The sequence below is a fragment of the Paenibacillus sp. CMM36 genome (genome assembly GCF_053570945.1).
Genome location: NZ_JBSEDY010000004.1, coordinates 34,908 through 50,940, shown reverse-complemented (window position 1 = coordinate 50,940; position 16,033 = coordinate 34,908). Strand labels below are relative to the sequence as shown.

Below are 16,033 nucleotides of genomic sequence, written 5' to 3'. Positions count from 1 at the left end.
GATGAGGATAAACTGGGTGAGAGAATTGTCTGGGACGAGTGTTTGATGGAAATAAAGTGTTAGACCGTGAAAATATAGTTCTAGACTGGCAGCTGCGGCGTTAAGCCAACGGGCAGGATGGTAGATAAAATATGTTATTATTGGATTGTGCAAAGTTTATTCCGCCTATTCGAAGGGAGATTAGTAGAAATGCAAAGTGCTCAACAGGTGCTAACAAATTATTTTCAAGCATTAGGAAGCAGACAGATTGATAAAGTGATCGAATTGGTTCATGATGAAGCGAAATTTATTATTCTTAAAAAAGAGCCTTCTAATAAAATTCCTTTATACGGCACATTTCATGGAAAAGAAGGTGTTAGAAATTATTTAAACTTATTAGAAGAAGCAGAACAAATAGAGAGTTTTGTCCTTCACAAACTCATCGGTAATAAGGAAGCAGCGTGTGCATGGGGGAATTTCCGCATCAAGGTCAATGTAACCGGGAAAGTGTTCGAGAGTGATTGGGCAATTATTTGCGAAGTAGAACAGGAGAAGATAATGTTTTTTCAAATCTTCGAAGATACTGCCGCACTAGAAGAAGCTTTTGATTTAAGAGACTGTTGATGTTAGTGCACCTACACATCACTATGCTGAGTAATCATACGAAAACGTAGGTTATTGGCCGGTAACATATCGAATTTGGTCAAGTATGCGCTACGCTAACGAAGAACGTTAATAGAATGATAACAGCGGCAGTCTAAGACTAATATCGAGAAAGTGAGCAAAAGCCAGCTTATAATGGTTTAATTGCCCATTTTCCGGTATTGTCCGGTCTTAGTTCTTTGACGGCCATTTTCTAATATCAGTAAAATGGTCTTGTTTGTTACTAAGTACAAATGCTTTTATGCAACAGCGTAGCGTTTTGCATCCCGCTTGCGGGAATAGAACCTATCGCTGTTTCTTTTTTCGGGTTTTAAATAAGCGCCTCGGTTCATTTGGTGCTCTAAATACATAGGCAGATACAAGTCACTCATTTGGGTGGCTTCTTTTATTGCCTTGAAAGGATTTTTGGTTTGAAGAAGAAGCAGAAGAAAGGAATTTTGCTATACATGAAAGGACCACCAAAAAAGCCAAAAAAATGAAAAGGTTGTGTATGGGGGAAGTGGGATGGGGTTAAGCAGTTTTGTTCCCGTACAGCTTGTGTGAAAGAATGAATTAATCCCATCTAAAATATCTTGCCTTACACAACGTTACACTTCTATGCATAGGCTATCAGGAAGTAAAAACTTTCTGAGGAGTGTGACAAAAATGTATTATACCCACGGGGGAATACAGTATTACCCAGCAGGTAGACCGCCACAACAGCATATTATAAATCCAAATCAGGTTAAAAATTACCTAAATCAAGCCGTTGATATGAGGATGAGTAATGGACACCGTCTTTGTAACGTCTTTATTACGTATGTGTCTCCGCAGACAGATAAAACACAACCAGACTATGGAGATATGACTTATGTAAGAATTATTGATGGGAAGTTCGTTTCTTTATCAAATAATACACAAAACATTGACGAGGTCGGACCTGCTGGTTCCTTATGTGGTCATCGACCATCGTGGTAGAATGTTAAGCACCCATTGAGGTGCTTTTTCTTTTGCTCTTATACGCCAATATGTGAGTTGTTCTAGGCACTTTTTCCGTTATCCGGACGAATACCGGAAAGAGTACAGCAAAGAGCAGAGAGAGGGCATACACACGCTCTGACAGCCTGTTATCCTGCTACCCGAATAGTGGAAACCAACTCAACTCAAATAGCCTTTTGAACATTTACACTACCTCTTTCATAGTATATGGCAGTTGATAAAGAGAGGTGGCTACTGATGGAAATACCAATAACAGGTTTTGTTGTTCATTCCCGTGATTCCGAATCTAACCATTCGCATAAGCTTTTTATTAGTTCGTGGGACGGTAGACCAGTTAATGTTCACGTACATCCTTTTAGTGGGAATACATCACTTGATGTAGGACACTACCACCATTACGCTGGAGTAACAGAACCAGCTCCAAGTGGTGTTCCGCATGTTCATAATTATTATGCAGAAACATCATTTAACGATCAACATACGCATCTAATTAGAGGTACTACAGGACCAGCCATTCACTTGACAGGTGGTGGGCATTACCATCATTTTGAAGGGTATACAACAGTAAATGGTAGAATTACTCACGCCCATAGGTACAGTGGAAATACTGGAGATGAGAAAGACTACCGATATTAATCAATTTGAAAAACTCATCCCCATACAAATAGTGGGACTGATGGAGTTGGTTATGGCGGCATGTTTACCAGTGTCGGGGTTATTCTCGTACTATTTATACTGCTTATGATACTTGGGGGTTGTAATGCTTAAAGGACTCAGCCACAGGTTACTGAAGATTCGACTTTATGAGTACAGTGTAATTGGCCAAACAATTTAAAATCAGTAGTAACAATGACGAGCTACTACTGGCTCGTCTTTTCTTGTTCCAAGGTGCTGACGCTTAGAAAGCAATTTGGATGGGATGGATCGGCTACACTCTTCTAGACAGAAAAATTGTGGTCTAATATAGTAGACTACAGACCAACCTAGAAGGAGCAAACGGATCATGACTAAAAAAGAAAGACGTACCTTTAGCGCTGAATTTAAAGCGTAGATGGTTCAGCTCTATCAAAGTGGCAAAGCACGAAAGGATATCATTCAAGAATATGATTTGAATCCTTCATCGTTGGATAAATGGGTGAAACAGAGTTCCACATCTGGATCCTTCAAAGAGAAAGACAACCGGATTCCAGAGGAATTAGAACTGCTCGAACTTCGAAAACAGAACAAGCAACTGCTCATGGAGAATGACATATTAAAGCAAGCCGCGCTGATCATGGGACGAAAGTAAATGTCATTCGCCAGAATAAACATAAATACTCGGTATCAGCAATGTGCGACGTCCTAAAACTCCCGAGAAGCACCTATTATTATGAAGAAAACAAAGTAGAAGTGACATCGGAGGGTGAGCTTCCCTCCCTGATTATGGACATTTTTCAAAGCAGCCGTCAAAACTACGGTACGCGTAAGATCAAAAAAGCGTTACACCAGCAAGGCTCTACGGTATTCAGGCGGAGTATTGGACGAATCATGAAGGAATACGGGGTGGTTTCCTCGTATACGGTTGCTCAGTACAAGCCTCATCCCACGAGATGCAATGAAGCCAAGCAAGCGAATGTACTGGACCGGAAATTTGAACAAGAGCAAGCGTTGTCTGTCGTCGTAAGCGATCTGACGTACGTCCGAGTGGGTTCATATTGGAACTACGTATGCTTCTTTGTAGTTCTGTTTAACCGCGAGATTATTGGCTACAGTGCAGGCCCTCACAAGGAGGCCAAGCTGGTTTACCGTGCTTTGGCTTCAATTAAGGGCAACCTGAATGACATTCAACTCTTCCATACCGACCGAGGCAATGAATTCAAGAATAAGCTCATCGACGATGCGCTAAAGGCTTTTCAGATTGAGCGTTCTTTGAGCATGAAGTGCTGTCCCTATGACAATGCCGTTGCGGAAGCTACTTTTAAAATTTTCAAAACGGAATTTGTGAAGAAACGTCATTTTGAAAGTCTTGCTGAGCTAACCACAGAATTACATGGCTATGTACACTGGTTTAACCATATTCGGATTCACGGTTCTCTGGATTACTTGAGTCCAGCTGAGTTCAAGCAGAGACACCACAAAAAAATTGTCTAGTTTAGTGTTGACAATCCATATGTGTTGGATGCCTTGAAGACTTAGAAAGAAAACAAGTCATTACACCCGGGTATACTGGCACTTCTAAACCACTCACTCTCAAGAGTGACGAGTCGAGTTTTACATTGTTCTTCCTTATAGGATGGCTGGTTTGATGACTAAATACTATGCGAGAAAAATGATCTTTACTACTTACTACAGCTTACTACAGCGGCAGGTCGGTCTCAGAAGATTAAGGAAAATCGATTACTGGAAGCTTTGGATGAGAGACAGATTTCTGTTTTGAAAATATGCTAAATGATATTTGAGGAGCATCAGCCAAACAGCAAATTCCGTTTCGATATGGTATTTTGGTGATTGGTAACAAGTAGTGGAACTTATAGGAAGATAACCAAAAGTCCACATACTTAAAAGAAGGACCCAAAGAGTATAGATACAGAGCCTCTAAATTTCATGCCGTCAATGTAAGCGTCGCTTGGTTCTGAGTCACCTTTGATCTTCCAGGCTTCGTTTGCACGCCATCCTCAAGTGGGGTTTCATTTACTCAAAATACCAAGTGAGAAAAAAATAATCGCAATAAAAATAAGCATGAATCCCATTTGATCAACTCCTTAAGTAAACTATACCAAAAAAAAGAACGACAGATGGAAAGTGTCGTCCCTCAAGGACAGATGGAAAAAAAAGAGGGCTTTGCCCTCCATATGATGGTGTAATTTTAATCTGAATAGGCAACCGCATTAAAACTTTCTATTCCTATTCGGGTGGCATCCGCTGTGCAAAATAAATATAAGGTATACACCAATTCATTTGATGGTGGTAGAGGGACATTGTAATCGGATGCATTAATGGTAACGACCTGTACAGCGTTTGGGTTTGCTTCGGAGACACTAACAGAGTAAAGGGCGTATGCAACAGGAGAGTCGAGAGTGCCTCTAACAATAGAAATAGCAATAACGGAGTCAAAAGGTGGAGTAGTGGGAAATGAAAGCTCAGCAATCCCTGATAATTGTACACGCATATTTTCCCCAGCGCCCGTCACGTCTAAGCCAAGCTCTGCGATGGCAACAGGAGTATTGGCTGGCATGGAGATTGAGATCGTATTACCGTAACTTGCGTTTTGAGATGTTCGAGCATCTAACAATCTAGTCATTATCTCATCTCCTTTTTTGGGTAAAGATTTTGCAAGCTGGAAATAGAAAGATACATACTGTGCAGGGGCTGGATCGGTTGATAGTAGGGCTATTAAGCTTTAGAAGGATAAGCAGTAATAATCTAACACGATAGGGTCAGACCTATGCCTATTTTCCCAAGATCAAGTCAACAGCCCAATCTTTTTGGTTAATTGCACAATAAGCTACTTTGACTAGACTTTGGAGGTGATCATTAATTATGTTTAGACATTATTATTGGCAAAAGAAAATGCATCGGAGAAAATTTAGAAGATGTGTAGTTAAAAAAGTCAAAGTTTTACCGAAAGTTATTGTTAAAGGGATCCGAGGACCTCAAGGACCTCAGGGACCGCAGGGAGCGCAGGGACTGCCGGGTCCACAGGGAGTTCCAGGTGCTCAAGGCCAGCAAGGGCTACAAGGTTTTCAAGGAATTCCCGGACCAACAGGACCCGCAGGAGCAGTAGGGCCAGCAGGAGCAGTGGGGCCAGCAGGACCAGTGGGACCGGCAGGAGCGGTAGGACCCGCAGGAGCAACGGGGGCAGCAGGGCCAGCAGGCGGCGGGATATCAGACTTCTTAAGTGTCTTCCGAGCAGATCCTGGTACGGGAACGGACACAGTTCCGGGTAACTCACCAATTACCTTTACTGGAGTTCTGGCTAATGTTGGTGGTGCATTTACTTTCACTCCTCCATCTACAACGATAACAATCAACGAAACGGGAAGCTATCTAATAGATTTTACAATTCATAACCAAGGTGATGCTGCCTTTAACCTTACCGTAAATGGAATCCCTGTTACTCCTGTTCCCTTCACGGGTAACGGTGGCGGACCAATTTCGGCAGAAGTCATTATTACTGTAGGGGTCGTTCCTACAACTATTCAATTGGTAAATGCAAATGCAACCCCAGCCCAACTTCATAACTTTACCAATACTACTCTTACTATATTAAAGTTGACCGTTTAAGCCATTTTTAATGATATATAGAACATTATATGTAGCCGCTTTAGAAAAGACTGTACGATTTCATATCGTCAGTTTGTCTAATTCACTTATAGTAAGCAGACGTATTTATGGGGGAGGGATTGTGTAGCATGGCAAGAGGACGTAGTGGCAGGAATAAGATCCATTAAACACTATCACTACTCCAAAGCCTATCTTTAAAGTTAAAATGGTAAATACGCAGTAACATTGTAAAAAACAATGATATTATTCAAACATTGAAATATGAATGCTAAGAAGGTTGGGGAACTTTTCCTACCTTCTTTTTGTTGTGACATTAAAAAAAGAAGTTTATTCGCTCGAAAATCAATAGTAAATCTGGATAAGTCAGACGTTATTCTGTATTTATAGTAGTTTGCGAATGTAGTCCATCCGGCATCGGTTAGCGTCAAAGATGGACATTGGTAGGGCGAACAGTTCCAAGTAACTCCAATCAGTGAGGCATTTTTAACTGGCTGTCAAAAAAGCATCAGCGGGCGTAAATAATTGACCTGAATCACACTAATGGAGATTTGCCGGAGCTACTTGTATCTGTATCGCACACAAGTTCACCAGTGGGAACGTGATCAATATCTGTACTTTACTAAATAGTGAAACCCCTTGGGGCTCTAGGGGATATGGCCCATTGGTGAGATAAACCAAGACACCTTCAAGGTAAATGGAAATTCTCTTTCTGAAAATGCCATAGTGGTAAGCGTAAAGGCACAGCATAGTAAAACAGCAAAGGCAATCGAATCATGAAGCTAAAGATTGCTGACAAATTGTCGAAAACATCAGTAAGTTCTTCAACATTAGTCATTAGAGAATCCAATGTGGCTAAGACAAAGAAGAAATTAGACAGTGTTGAGAAGGCTATAGCTAACTATAAGTCCTTCTCTTTTTCTTCCGAATTAGCATGGTCAGGAAAAGGAGGACAGGCAGAGCAATCTGAAAGATAGGCCAAACTCGAACCAAGGCTACATGAAGACCGAACCACAAAAATTCGGTTAACCTAGAGGAGAGAAACGTAAGGGCGTATATGATGATACTTAGCAACAGTAAAGCAGGCTTATATCTAAAGGGGGTTATCGTTTGAAGCCCAATGACGGCACCAAACATAAAACCAGCCGTTTTGATTCCGATTCCAATAAATAGAATCATCGAAAACAGGACATCAGCTCTCTCAACGATCTTCGGTAGCTGAATTAGTTGTGTAACCTCAAATAAGGGATAGGTGCTTGATGCTGCCCATTCCGGACCTAAAACCAGGATTGTTAGTTCATTCATTACAATGAGGAACACAGCAGTGATCCAGTAAACAATGACGATTGACCGCTGTAATTTACGTTTATCCGTAACAATCTTGAACAGCACAAGAAAAAGAACCGTCTGCCCGAAGGGAAAAGACACGATCTCGGGAATGGCAGCCTTCACTACGGGAGTTAGACCATTCTCCAATACAGGAAATAAAAATTCAAAGTGAATGAGTCCTGTAAAAGGAGTAAGCAATAATAAAATGCCATAACCAAAAACCAATAGAAGAAGGAAGATATGACATAGAAGGAACCAGACCCTCGGTCCAAACCACACTACATCGGCACAGACAATTAACGCTATAAACGTAATAACTTCGGTAGGAGTTCTGTTAAGTAATGTCAATGCGCCGAGCTCACCAATGTCCCTGACACTCCTGGAAGCTTCATAAGCAAAGTAACTGATGAACAGAAGACCACCCAGACTACCTATCCATTTTCCCCAATAACGGCATAGGAGCTCGTACAAATCTCGATGTGGATCAAGTTTATGCATGTATAAATACATGATTAGCAAGACGAAGCCTACAAGTGCGCCGATCAGCATGGCTAGCCATGCATCCTGCTTGGCTGTAGCTCCCAAGAGGAATAAGGTTGTACTGCCAACCTGAAACAAGGAAAAAGCGATAGCTAACCCGGATACCCTGGTGACGGTTTTATTCATACTTTTTAAGCCCCTTTATACAAAATGGGTTAGGTTTGACTTCCGATATGCTTCTGTAGGAGGCCAGGACGCTGAATCCGTGCATCCACTCGAATGTCCAGTTCTATCTTCTTGAATTCCTGATCCCAGTCTTTTTTCACCGTTCCCCACTCCCTTGGGAACCTCCGGTGAATCCGGTCAGCAAAACCAGTTGCGTCTACACCAAGTTCCTGAAGTTTAGCCCAGCCCTTATTTATCGTACTGGTCACTTCTTTTGCAATCTCTTCTTCCAGATCATGTATGGTCTTCGTCTTGGAAATATCCTTAGTGCATGTAGTTTCATTTAAAGTCCCATTAATTTTCACTCCAACCTGCATAGTGTAATGAGAACTGGTTTTTCTGGGTGTAAGCTTTACATTAGCAGAGTTTACTAGTATGGAAGAGTACATTTCCCTACCGGGCTGTTTGCTGCATGGGAACGAAATTTCGCTGTTGTTAATCTTTTGAGACAGATAAGATACACCCAGACTCTCTTCCTTGTTGAGAAACCCTTTGAGCTTTCCTTTTTGGAATACCGCCAATTTAGTCAATGCCAGTTTGAGCGGGGCCGAGGTTTTTTTGAAGACATCCAGACTCTCTGCTTCCTTCACATCCTGATAGTCCCCTTCTCCGGTCAACTCGGCGACCGGTACTCCAATAGATTTGGAATCCGAGTTCATGCTTAATACGAAATCATAAACCCTAACTTTCGGAAACACCGATAAAATATCACTCTCTTTGTCGACTAATTCAGCCATGGCGACGCCTTGAAGTTTTTCAGGCGGCAGTAATTTCTTTAATAGATCGGATGCTAAGCCGTCCGTTACAATCATAGTTACCATCTCCCTTGCTTCCGTATTACGAAGATAAAAATCAATTAAACGGTCCATTCCTTTCTCAGCCGCTCTCTTACCGATAAATACAACACGATTATGTGCTATGTAGATTTGTCTTGATGTTTTTAAATTGCTGTACGATAACGCCTGGTTATAGGTTTTGGACTTTACTGAGAATACATGGGATGCCGGTTGAGAAGACCCTCCCGTTCCTCCTCCGGTACCACTTGCAAGGGCGGAGGGAATAATAATCTGATAGGACATCATCCACTGTCCGTCGTCCATCATATCTACTCCTGTAGCCGCAGTTACCCACAGCTCATTCAGTTCGACTCGGTTCCAGCAACCCGCCAAAATGAATAATATGACCAAGGCCAAAATAAATCTACCTAATTGGGACATATCGGTTCCTCCTTACGCCATGGGATCTCGGCTGTGTTCCCCCGCTTGTTCTGCAAATGATTCCTGTTCCGTTGCCTGTCTTACTGGATTGACATCCCCAATCATTTTCGGCCGTTTCTTCATCTTCCACCAAGGTACACGCACAAACAGGTCTTTCATATTGCTCGTATAGAAAGGTGCGAGCGGCATCATATAAGGAACGCCGAACGAATTCACAGATACTAATCGAACGAGGATGGGAACCAAGCCCGCCAAAACGCCGTATAATCCAAATAAACCCGCTAACAGCATTAGTCCAAATCTGAGCAAACGAACAGCCCCCGCCATATTGATCGCAGGTAGTACAAAGTTGCAGATAGCTGTGAATGAAACCACAATCACCATAGCTGCAGAAACCAATCCCGCCTGTACAGCAGCTTGTCCAAGAACCAATGCCCCAACGATAGAGATTGCAGGCCCTACGGCGCGCGGCATTCGTACTCCTGCTTCGCGAATAACCTCAAAGGTCAGCTCCATTAGCATTGCTTCAAGCAGGGCTGGCAATGGTGTATTCTCTCTCTGCGCAGCCAAAGTGATGAGCATTGTTGTAGGCAGCATTTCCTGGTGAAACGTTGTTGTTGCAATAAAGAATGAGGGTAATAGCAATGCCAAGAAAAAGGATGCCATTCGAACGATTCGAAGAAAAGATGCCAGATCATAACGTTGGTAGTAGTCTTCACTGGATGCGATGAACCGAAAAAAGGTTACAGGAGCAATCAATACAAATGGAGTCCCATCAACCAATATCGCTACTAACCCCTCAAGCAAGCTGCCTGCTACAGTATCCGGGCGCTCAGTGTTATATATGGTTGGAAAGGGGGTCCATACCCCATCTTGAATAAATTCCTCGATATATCCACTTTCGAGAATACTGTCCGTGTTAATGGAATCTAATCGTCTGGAGATTTCCTTAACCACCTCTGGATCTGCAATGCCTCGAATATATGCCACCGATACCTTCGTCTGCGTGTATGATCCGATAATTCGAGAATCAAAGTGGAGTTCAGTTGATTTGATCCTTCTCCGGAGGAGTGCGATATTGGTGGATATATCCTCTGTAAACCCCTCTTTAGGACCGCGAATTACTGTCTGCGATGTTGGCTCCTCAACCGCTCTTTTAGCCCCCCCGCTCATAGAAGCAGCAAAGGCCTTGGTGCTGCCTTCGACAAGGAGAACCACCTGTCCATAAAGAACGGCATGGATAAGTGCTTTCTCATTTTTAAGGCAAGTGATGCCCCCAATAGGAATACGATCCATCAACCAACTTTCAACATTACGATCGGAGAGATCCCCATTTCGAATACCTGCAGTAAGTTCCTCCAGCAGTGTCGTTAAAATTTGCTGATCAATCAGGCCTTGAAGAAAACCTACAGCGAGAACCGGATTGCCCTGTTTATCGTTCAAACAACGAAGAATGAAATCCGTGCTATGTCCTATTTCCTGCTTCAGCAAGGTCACGTTGTCCTTAAGCGTGCCACTCAGTTCCTTGGATAACTCAGTCGATTTTTTATCATTAACTGGTTCAGAGCTCGTGCCATTTTTAGATCGTGAAGGCTGCTTAAACAGCCATTTTTTTAACTTGTCAACCATAGCAATACAGTTCCCTTCTAGATAGCGGTTAACTGTAATATGTTGCTATTCCACGATTTATATGTACACACCTTCCAAAAGATGTTTTTATATCAATTTATTTCAACTATGTTTACAATAGTAGAAGCTTTTTTAGTGGCATACGGCAAAAATTGTTGGCCGGTATAGACACAGTCTAAGAGAAGGGCTTGCGGATGTCGTTTTTGTATTGGATGGATTCGTTGTAGCCAAAGACCTTCATTCAGAGTTTTTAAAAGATGAGTCATTTCGAATGGTGGTATCTCCAGATCATCTGCTGGCATCTCGTTCCTCATTGATTGTTGATGACTTTCACAGAGAACAAATTTGGTTGCTTTACCATAGGATTTACCGGATATATCATTTTCTGCGCAAATGCTCTGGCATCGGGAAAAGTGGATTTTCACATCGTTGGCTGCTCTAATACATGTTGCAAAAAATGAATTAAAATCAAATGAAGCATCTGGCTCATAAGAGGAGCACTTGCGAAGTTATTTAAAGCACAAAAAAGTCCTCCGGAAATCACCATTTAAAGATATTCTTGCCAGATGTCATTTTTCGTTGGCTACCGTGAGGGAGGCAGAGCACTTAAATATTGCTTTTTGATAGCTGTCCACTTGACAGGGGTCGCTTCAGTTTGGAGAGGTTTTTACTCTTTTATAAGGGGAGACGATATTATGGAAGCAAAACCCGCTGTAGAATAATATAGCTCTCAGTCTTAGTGAAATAACTATTAGAATGCCCCCAATAGAAAGAATCGGCAGCCATGGATAAGAAAATAAAATAAAATCCTAGACTGCCGATGTTCTATTGAACTCTCGTGTCCCTTAAGTTCAATCGCTTCCCTTTTCATAAAAGTTGTTGTGCAAAGCTTTCTGCCGTTTAAATCATGTCTTACTCCAAGTCACTTTGTAAATTTCTAATCTCCACCGAGTTCAATCGTTTTCGTGGCGACACGGTCATGAAATTCCCGATCATGTTCCACGAATACAATGGTCGGCGTGTACTCAAGCAACAGCTCCTCAATTTGCATCCGGGAAATCACGTCGATAAAGTTGAGCGGTTCGTCCCAAATATGCAGATGAGCCTCCTCACATAGGCTTCTCGCGATTAGAACCTTCTTCTTCTGCCCGCCGCTAAACGCCGATATATCCTTCTCAAACTGGATGCGGGCGAAATCTAGCTTACGTAACACGGCCTTAAATAAGCTTTCGTCAATTCTGTGCTCTGCTGCATAATCGGAAAGCGTTCCTCGCAGATGAGAAGTATTCTGGGATACATAGGAAACGCGAAGCTGCGGCTCCCGCTGAAACGTACCTGTATAATGTAGCGTCTCATCGTTCAGCAGGCGAAGCAAGCTAGACTTACCTGAACCATTTGGACCTGAAATTGCAATCCGATCTCCTGGTTCGATCGTCAGACAAATGTTCTTGCAAACCGCTCTTTCCCCGTAGTAAATCGTGACGTGATCCAGCATAGCCAGTTCCGATTTGGGATACACGAGCTGAGAGATCGCAAGGCTTTCTGACTGTTCGATATTTCGGAGCAATTTCGATTTTTCCTCTAAAGCGGCGTGTTGCCGCTGTTCGATGGCTTTCGAGCGTTTCATCATTTTCGCTGCCTTATGCCCGACGTATCCCTTGTCAAGCTTGGAGCCGGAGTTTCGTGTGCCGTTCTTCGATTTTTCGGTCTCGAAAGACCAGCCGCTAGTACGTTTAGCAGAAGCAGATAAACGCTGTATGTCTTTGTACAGCTTTTCGTTTTGTGCCATTTCGAACGTATCTTGGCGAGTTTTGTTCGTCCACCAACTGGAGAAGTTGCCTTTTTGGATTTCGATATTCGTTTTGTTGATCGATAGAATATGATCCACGCAGCGGTCGAGAAAAGCCCGGTCGTGTGAAACAAGAATAAAACCGCGCTTCGTATTCAGATAATCGGCGACAAGCTTGCGTGCGTGCAAGTCGAGATGATTGGTCGGTTCGTCGATGAGCAGAAATCGATTGTCTTGGATGAATAGCACGGCCAGCAATACCTTCGTCTGTTCTCCTTGGGACAGCGATTCGAATGGCCTGTACAACACGTCTTCTGAAACCTTAAGCAGGTTCAGTTCGCGCATCAACTTCCAGCTCTCATAGCTTGGCACGATCTCTTCGACGACGTCTAAGGTCAAATACTCCGGGTGATCGACGGGAAACGGAAAATAATCAAAGGCGACTGGTGTGGAGATCGTACCGCTGTATTCGTATTTCTCCTGCAACAGGTTTAAGAACGTCGTTTTCCCCCGACCGTTTCGCCCCGTAAAGCCCAACTTCCAGTCTGTATCAATTTGAAAATGAACATTTTCGAATATGGGGTCATAGCTGCCTGGATAGGCAAAAGTAAGATTGGTTACCTGAATGGCGGGCATGGCAGTCATCCTTTCGTTTGGAAATAAAAAAGAGCCGCAAGAAAGGTGCTATCTTGCGACTCTAATCCATACGAGGAAATACGGCCCCATTTCAAGGGGCCGTATGACTGTCCGGAGAGGGAGCGCAAACGAAACGCAGACCTTTCTTGCAGAGATGAATAAAACGACCACAGCCGATCGCTGAGTCCGTTCTTTTCGTGATCTCAAAGCAAGAAAGTTCTACATGTATCCGTTCAACTCCCGTCATCAAATTACATCCAGTTTATCACAATAGTAATTTAACTACAACCTGCTAGTCCTGTTAGGCTGAAGCTTCGCGTAGTTCGACATGCTCCTTAGATTGATTACTGTTATTTAACTATCCTACTCGTTCGTATTAGGTTAATAACATATGGGTTTTTAAAATTCCTAGCGCTATAGCAGCAGAACCAATTTAATATTTAAGTATGGAAGTCTCTGATAACTCAGGGCCTTATTTTGCGTCTTGAGGAGGTGACGAAACCCGTGGCAAAAATAAAGTCAACATGGATATATACAACTGGATCTAACAAGACCAGTTGAAGAATTGACTGTTAGTCATTTCTGCTGTCATTGCTTCACAGCCAGCACGCCGGAAAGAAAAATACTTAAAGGATTGTATATAGTATTGGGGGTGTTGCTCGCGCTGGTCATTATTGATTATGTGACCAGATTATTTGCCGCTGGCGCAGAAGGTAAGAAGGGAACCGGACCCGGCTTAAAAAGCAAGATTGGTCTTATCGGTATCGCTCGAGAGGTATTTATTTTTACAATAGTTGCTGTATCTCATCTAATCAATGGAGTCTTAGGCGATTCGCACCTTTTCCGGGATGCGGTCGCCTATTTTTATATGGCAAATGAACTGCTGTCCATTTTGGAGAATGGCGGCAGACTCGGCGCTCCTATCCCGCCTGTGATCCGACAGGCCGTAGAAGTTTTGAAAAGTAAAGGTGGTAAGGAAGGAGAGAAAGAGGATGCAACGACGAAACAGCCGTAATGCAAGAGGGATCGACGTATCCCGTTATCAAGGAAAGATTGATTGGAAGGCGGTCAAGGCAGATGGTATATCTTTTGCTTTTATTAACGCCAGCCAGGGGCAACGTTACGTTGATCCTACATTCACCACGAATGCAAAAGGAGCCAGAGCAGTCGGGGTATTGCCGGGTGCATACCACTTTTTAGATGCCACCACTGTTGAGGCAGCTAAAGCGGAAGCGCGGCATTTTGCCGAAGTATTGGAACAGGTAGGTGGTGGGAAAACGCTAGACTTGCCGCCTGTAATGGATTATGAAAATAATCCCGGTAACCTGTCCAAAACGCTTATTAGCGCTGTAGCTTTGGCTTTTCTTCTCGAACTGGAGCGACTTACAGGACGCAAGCCCATTGTCTATACAGGTAATGCATTTGCAGCGAATTTTAACGCCTCTTTGGGTGGTTACCCATTATGGATAGCTCGGTACAGTGATACTCGTGTCCCAAGCGACACAGTGACGTGGAAACGTTGGGATATTTGGCAATACAGCGACAGCGGCAAGGTAGCAGGGATAAAAGGGAACGTGGATATGAATGAGTATGATGGTACGGCGGACGAGCTGCGTGAACGTTTCACAAAGCCCCCTGAGCAGCCGGAGACAGTCACGTCCGGTACGTTCGTCGTAAATGGCAAACAGGTGTAGGGAAGACGCTGCTCTATAGTGGCAGGACGTATGTTCCGCTGCGTGTGCTTGCTACTGTGTTAGGCTTATCGTGTCATTGGGACACCAGTCTCAAGGTCGCTTATTTAAATGGAGCCAAGCTGCAATTTATCCAACTGGTCGAAGGAGTGGCATACGTGCAGCTCAGACCCGTTGCGGCGGCATACGGTGCTGTAGTGTCCTGGGATTCAAAAAATAAAATCGCATCGTTGAAAACGAAAGGGGAAAAGTAATCATGCAAACAATTATCGAAACTGTACAGCCTATGTAAATACCATTGTCACAGCCGCTGCGGGTGTGCTTACAGCATTTGTTTTAGGAGGTCTGAATAAACTCAAGACTAAGGTTAACGTGTGGCTAGAAGCGCGTACAACGGCAGCACAACGTGAGGTAATCCATAAAGTAGCAGGAGAGGCTTTTGCATTTGCTCAGACTACGTTTAAAGATGCTGGTGGGGTTCATAAGATGCATGAGGCTTTACAGTATGCATCCTTACGGCTTACGGAACAGGGCATTGTGTATCGTCTACGGAGTTACAAGCAGCAATTGAGAAGGCATATCTGGAGTATAAGGCTAAAACAAAAGCGGTACTCGCTACTGAAGCACAGCCAAATGAGGAAGCGGCACAAGTAGCAGCTAAGGAAGCTGTATCGGATCTGGCTGCAAAGCTTAATGATTTCTTGGCACAGGCTAAGGCTGAGGTAATGCCAGACGCTCAGGTTCAATCTGCACCCGAGCCTATTTCTGCATCAGTAGATTCCGTACAAACTCCAGTCATTACGGAGTAAATCTAAAAAACTAATGCCCTGCTGGTTTCGGCTGGTGGGGCTTTTTTTGTTTTTGCTCATATAGGATGTACCCATAAGATTTGGTATGTAATATAAAAGCCCTCCATTTAAGGAAGGCTCTTGTTAAACGCTGAGCATGCAAATCATAAATCAATGTGATTTACTACGTCTTTTCAAAAAAATTACAAAAAGCATAACAAGCAGTATACAGAAAAATATTGCAAAAGCAATCACGATCCACCACTGAGGGTCAATTATATACAACACGACTCCGACAAGCAGGACTGTTGTTGTTATTGCAATTCTCACTTTCAACATTGTGCTTTTACTTATCCGAGGCTCCAATTT

Annotated in this window: 11 protein-coding genes and 1 pseudogene; 7 read left to right on the top strand and 5 right to left on the bottom strand. The window is 43.1% G+C overall.

The annotated features are described in order from the left end of the window. Window positions 1-189: 189 nt before the first annotated feature. From ACWA2B_RS09800 to ACWA2B_RS09790, 3 genes are all read left to right on the top strand, one after another. Entirely contained in the window at window positions 190-603 is a 414-nt protein-coding gene (locus tag ACWA2B_RS09800) for a nuclear transport factor 2 family protein (RefSeq protein ID WP_449291980.1), read from the top strand. A 1,254-nt stretch (window positions 604-1,857) separates the two neighbouring features. Then, window positions 1,858-2,256 carry a YmaF family protein gene (locus ACWA2B_RS09795; protein ID WP_449291979.1) on the top strand — a complete coding sequence of 133 codons (399 nt, stop codon included), beginning with the start codon at window positions 1,858-1,860 and terminating at the stop codon, window positions 2,254-2,256. Between the two features lie 415 nt (window positions 2,257-2,671). Beyond that, window positions 2,672-3,750, top strand: a protein-coding gene (locus ACWA2B_RS09790) for an IS3 family transposase (protein WP_152526729.1) whose coding sequence is annotated in 2 segments (ribosomal slippage) — window positions 2,672-2,873 and window positions 2,873-3,750 — 1,080 coding nt in all. Because the reading frame shifts where the segments join, the coding sequence is not laid out codon by codon here. A gap of 715 nt (window positions 3,751-4,465) precedes the next feature. Here the strand turns inward: ACWA2B_RS09790 and ACWA2B_RS09785 are convergent. Further along, window positions 4,466-4,900 (bottom strand): hypothetical protein, encoded by a 435-nt coding sequence (locus ACWA2B_RS09785; protein WP_029517855.1) that lies wholly within the window; start codon window positions 4,898-4,900, stop codon window positions 4,466-4,468. A 239-nt stretch (window positions 4,901-5,139) separates the two neighbouring features. Between ACWA2B_RS09785 and ACWA2B_RS09780 the strand changes: the two genes are divergently transcribed. Continuing rightward, window positions 5,140-5,883, top strand: coding sequence for a BclA C-terminal domain-containing protein (locus tag ACWA2B_RS09780; protein ID WP_340955641.1), 744 nt, complete (start codon window positions 5,140-5,142; stop codon window positions 5,881-5,883). 894 nt (window positions 5,884-6,777) lie between these two features. On the opposite strand, the gene ACWA2B_RS09775 is transcribed toward ACWA2B_RS09780, so the two are convergent. The 4 genes from ACWA2B_RS09775 to abc-f all read right to left on the bottom strand — a co-directional run bounded on the left by ACWA2B_RS09775 (window position 6,778) and on the right by abc-f (window position 13,185). Then, entirely contained in the window at window positions 6,778-7,875 is a 1,098-nt protein-coding gene (locus tag ACWA2B_RS09775; protein ID WP_165146704.1) for a GerAB/ArcD/ProY family transporter, read from the bottom strand. A gap of 29 nt (window positions 7,876-7,904) precedes the next feature. Further along, complete coding sequence (locus ACWA2B_RS09770) at window positions 7,905-9,131, bottom strand: Ger(x)C family spore germination protein (RefSeq protein WP_029517852.1); 1,227 nt, start codon at window positions 9,129-9,131, stop codon at window positions 7,905-7,907. Window positions 9,132-9,143: 12 nt separating this feature from the next. Continuing rightward, window positions 9,144-10,760 (bottom strand): spore germination protein, encoded by a 1,617-nt coding sequence (locus ACWA2B_RS09765; RefSeq protein ID WP_029517851.1) that lies wholly within the window; start codon window positions 10,758-10,760, stop codon window positions 9,144-9,146. 937 nt (window positions 10,761-11,697) lie between these two features. After that, window positions 11,698-13,185: a ribosomal protection-like ABC-F family protein gene (gene abc-f, locus ACWA2B_RS09760; RefSeq protein WP_449291978.1), complete on the bottom strand. Its 1,488-nt coding sequence runs from the start codon at window positions 13,183-13,185 to the stop codon at window positions 11,698-11,700. Between the two features lie 622 nt (window positions 13,186-13,807). Between abc-f and ACWA2B_RS09755 the strand changes: the two genes are divergently transcribed. The 3 genes and pseudogenes from ACWA2B_RS09755 (at window position 13,808) to ACWA2B_RS09745 (ending at window position 15,530) form a co-directional block, all read left to right on the top strand. Then, entirely contained in the window at window positions 13,808-14,200 is a 393-nt protein-coding gene (locus ACWA2B_RS09755; RefSeq protein ID WP_238794834.1) for a phage holin family protein, read from the top strand. Next, a pseudogene (locus ACWA2B_RS09750) lies at window positions 14,178-15,130 on the top strand (GH25 family lysozyme). Before ACWA2B_RS09755 ends, ACWA2B_RS09750 begins: the two are co-directional and overlap by 23 nt. A gap of 64 nt (window positions 15,131-15,194) precedes the next feature. Further along, window positions 15,195-15,530 (top strand): hypothetical protein, encoded by a 336-nt coding sequence (locus tag ACWA2B_RS09745; protein ID WP_449291977.1) that lies wholly within the window; start codon window positions 15,195-15,197, stop codon window positions 15,528-15,530. Window positions 15,531-16,033: the final 503 nt, after the last annotated feature.

Coding starts and splice junctions, on each gene's coding strand:
- ACWA2B_RS09785 (WP_029517855.1), bottom strand. CDS start 4,900: ATGACTAGATTGTTAGATGCTCGAACATCTCAAAACGCAAGTTACGGT.
- ACWA2B_RS09770 (WP_029517852.1), bottom strand. CDS start 9,131: ATGTCCCAATTAGGTAGATTTATTTTGGCCTTGGTCATATTATTCATT.
- ACWA2B_RS09765 (WP_029517851.1), bottom strand. CDS start 10,760: ATGGTTGACAAGTTAAAAAAATGGCTGTTTAAGCAGCCTTCACGATCT.
- ACWA2B_RS09800 (WP_449291980.1), top strand. CDS start 190: ATGCAAAGTGCTCAACAGGTGCTAACAAATTATTTTCAAGCATTAGGA.
- abc-f (WP_449291978.1), bottom strand. CDS start 13,185: ATGCCCGCCATTCAGGTAACCAATCTTACTTTTGCCTATCCAGGCAGC.
- ACWA2B_RS09795 (WP_449291979.1), top strand. CDS start 1,858: ATGGAAATACCAATAACAGGTTTTGTTGTTCATTCCCGTGATTCCGAA.
- ACWA2B_RS09780 (WP_340955641.1), top strand. CDS start 5,140: ATGTTTAGACATTATTATTGGCAAAAGAAAATGCATCGGAGAAAATTT.
- ACWA2B_RS09775 (WP_165146704.1), bottom strand. CDS start 7,875: ATGAATAAAACCGTCACCAGGGTATCCGGGTTAGCTATCGCTTTTTCC.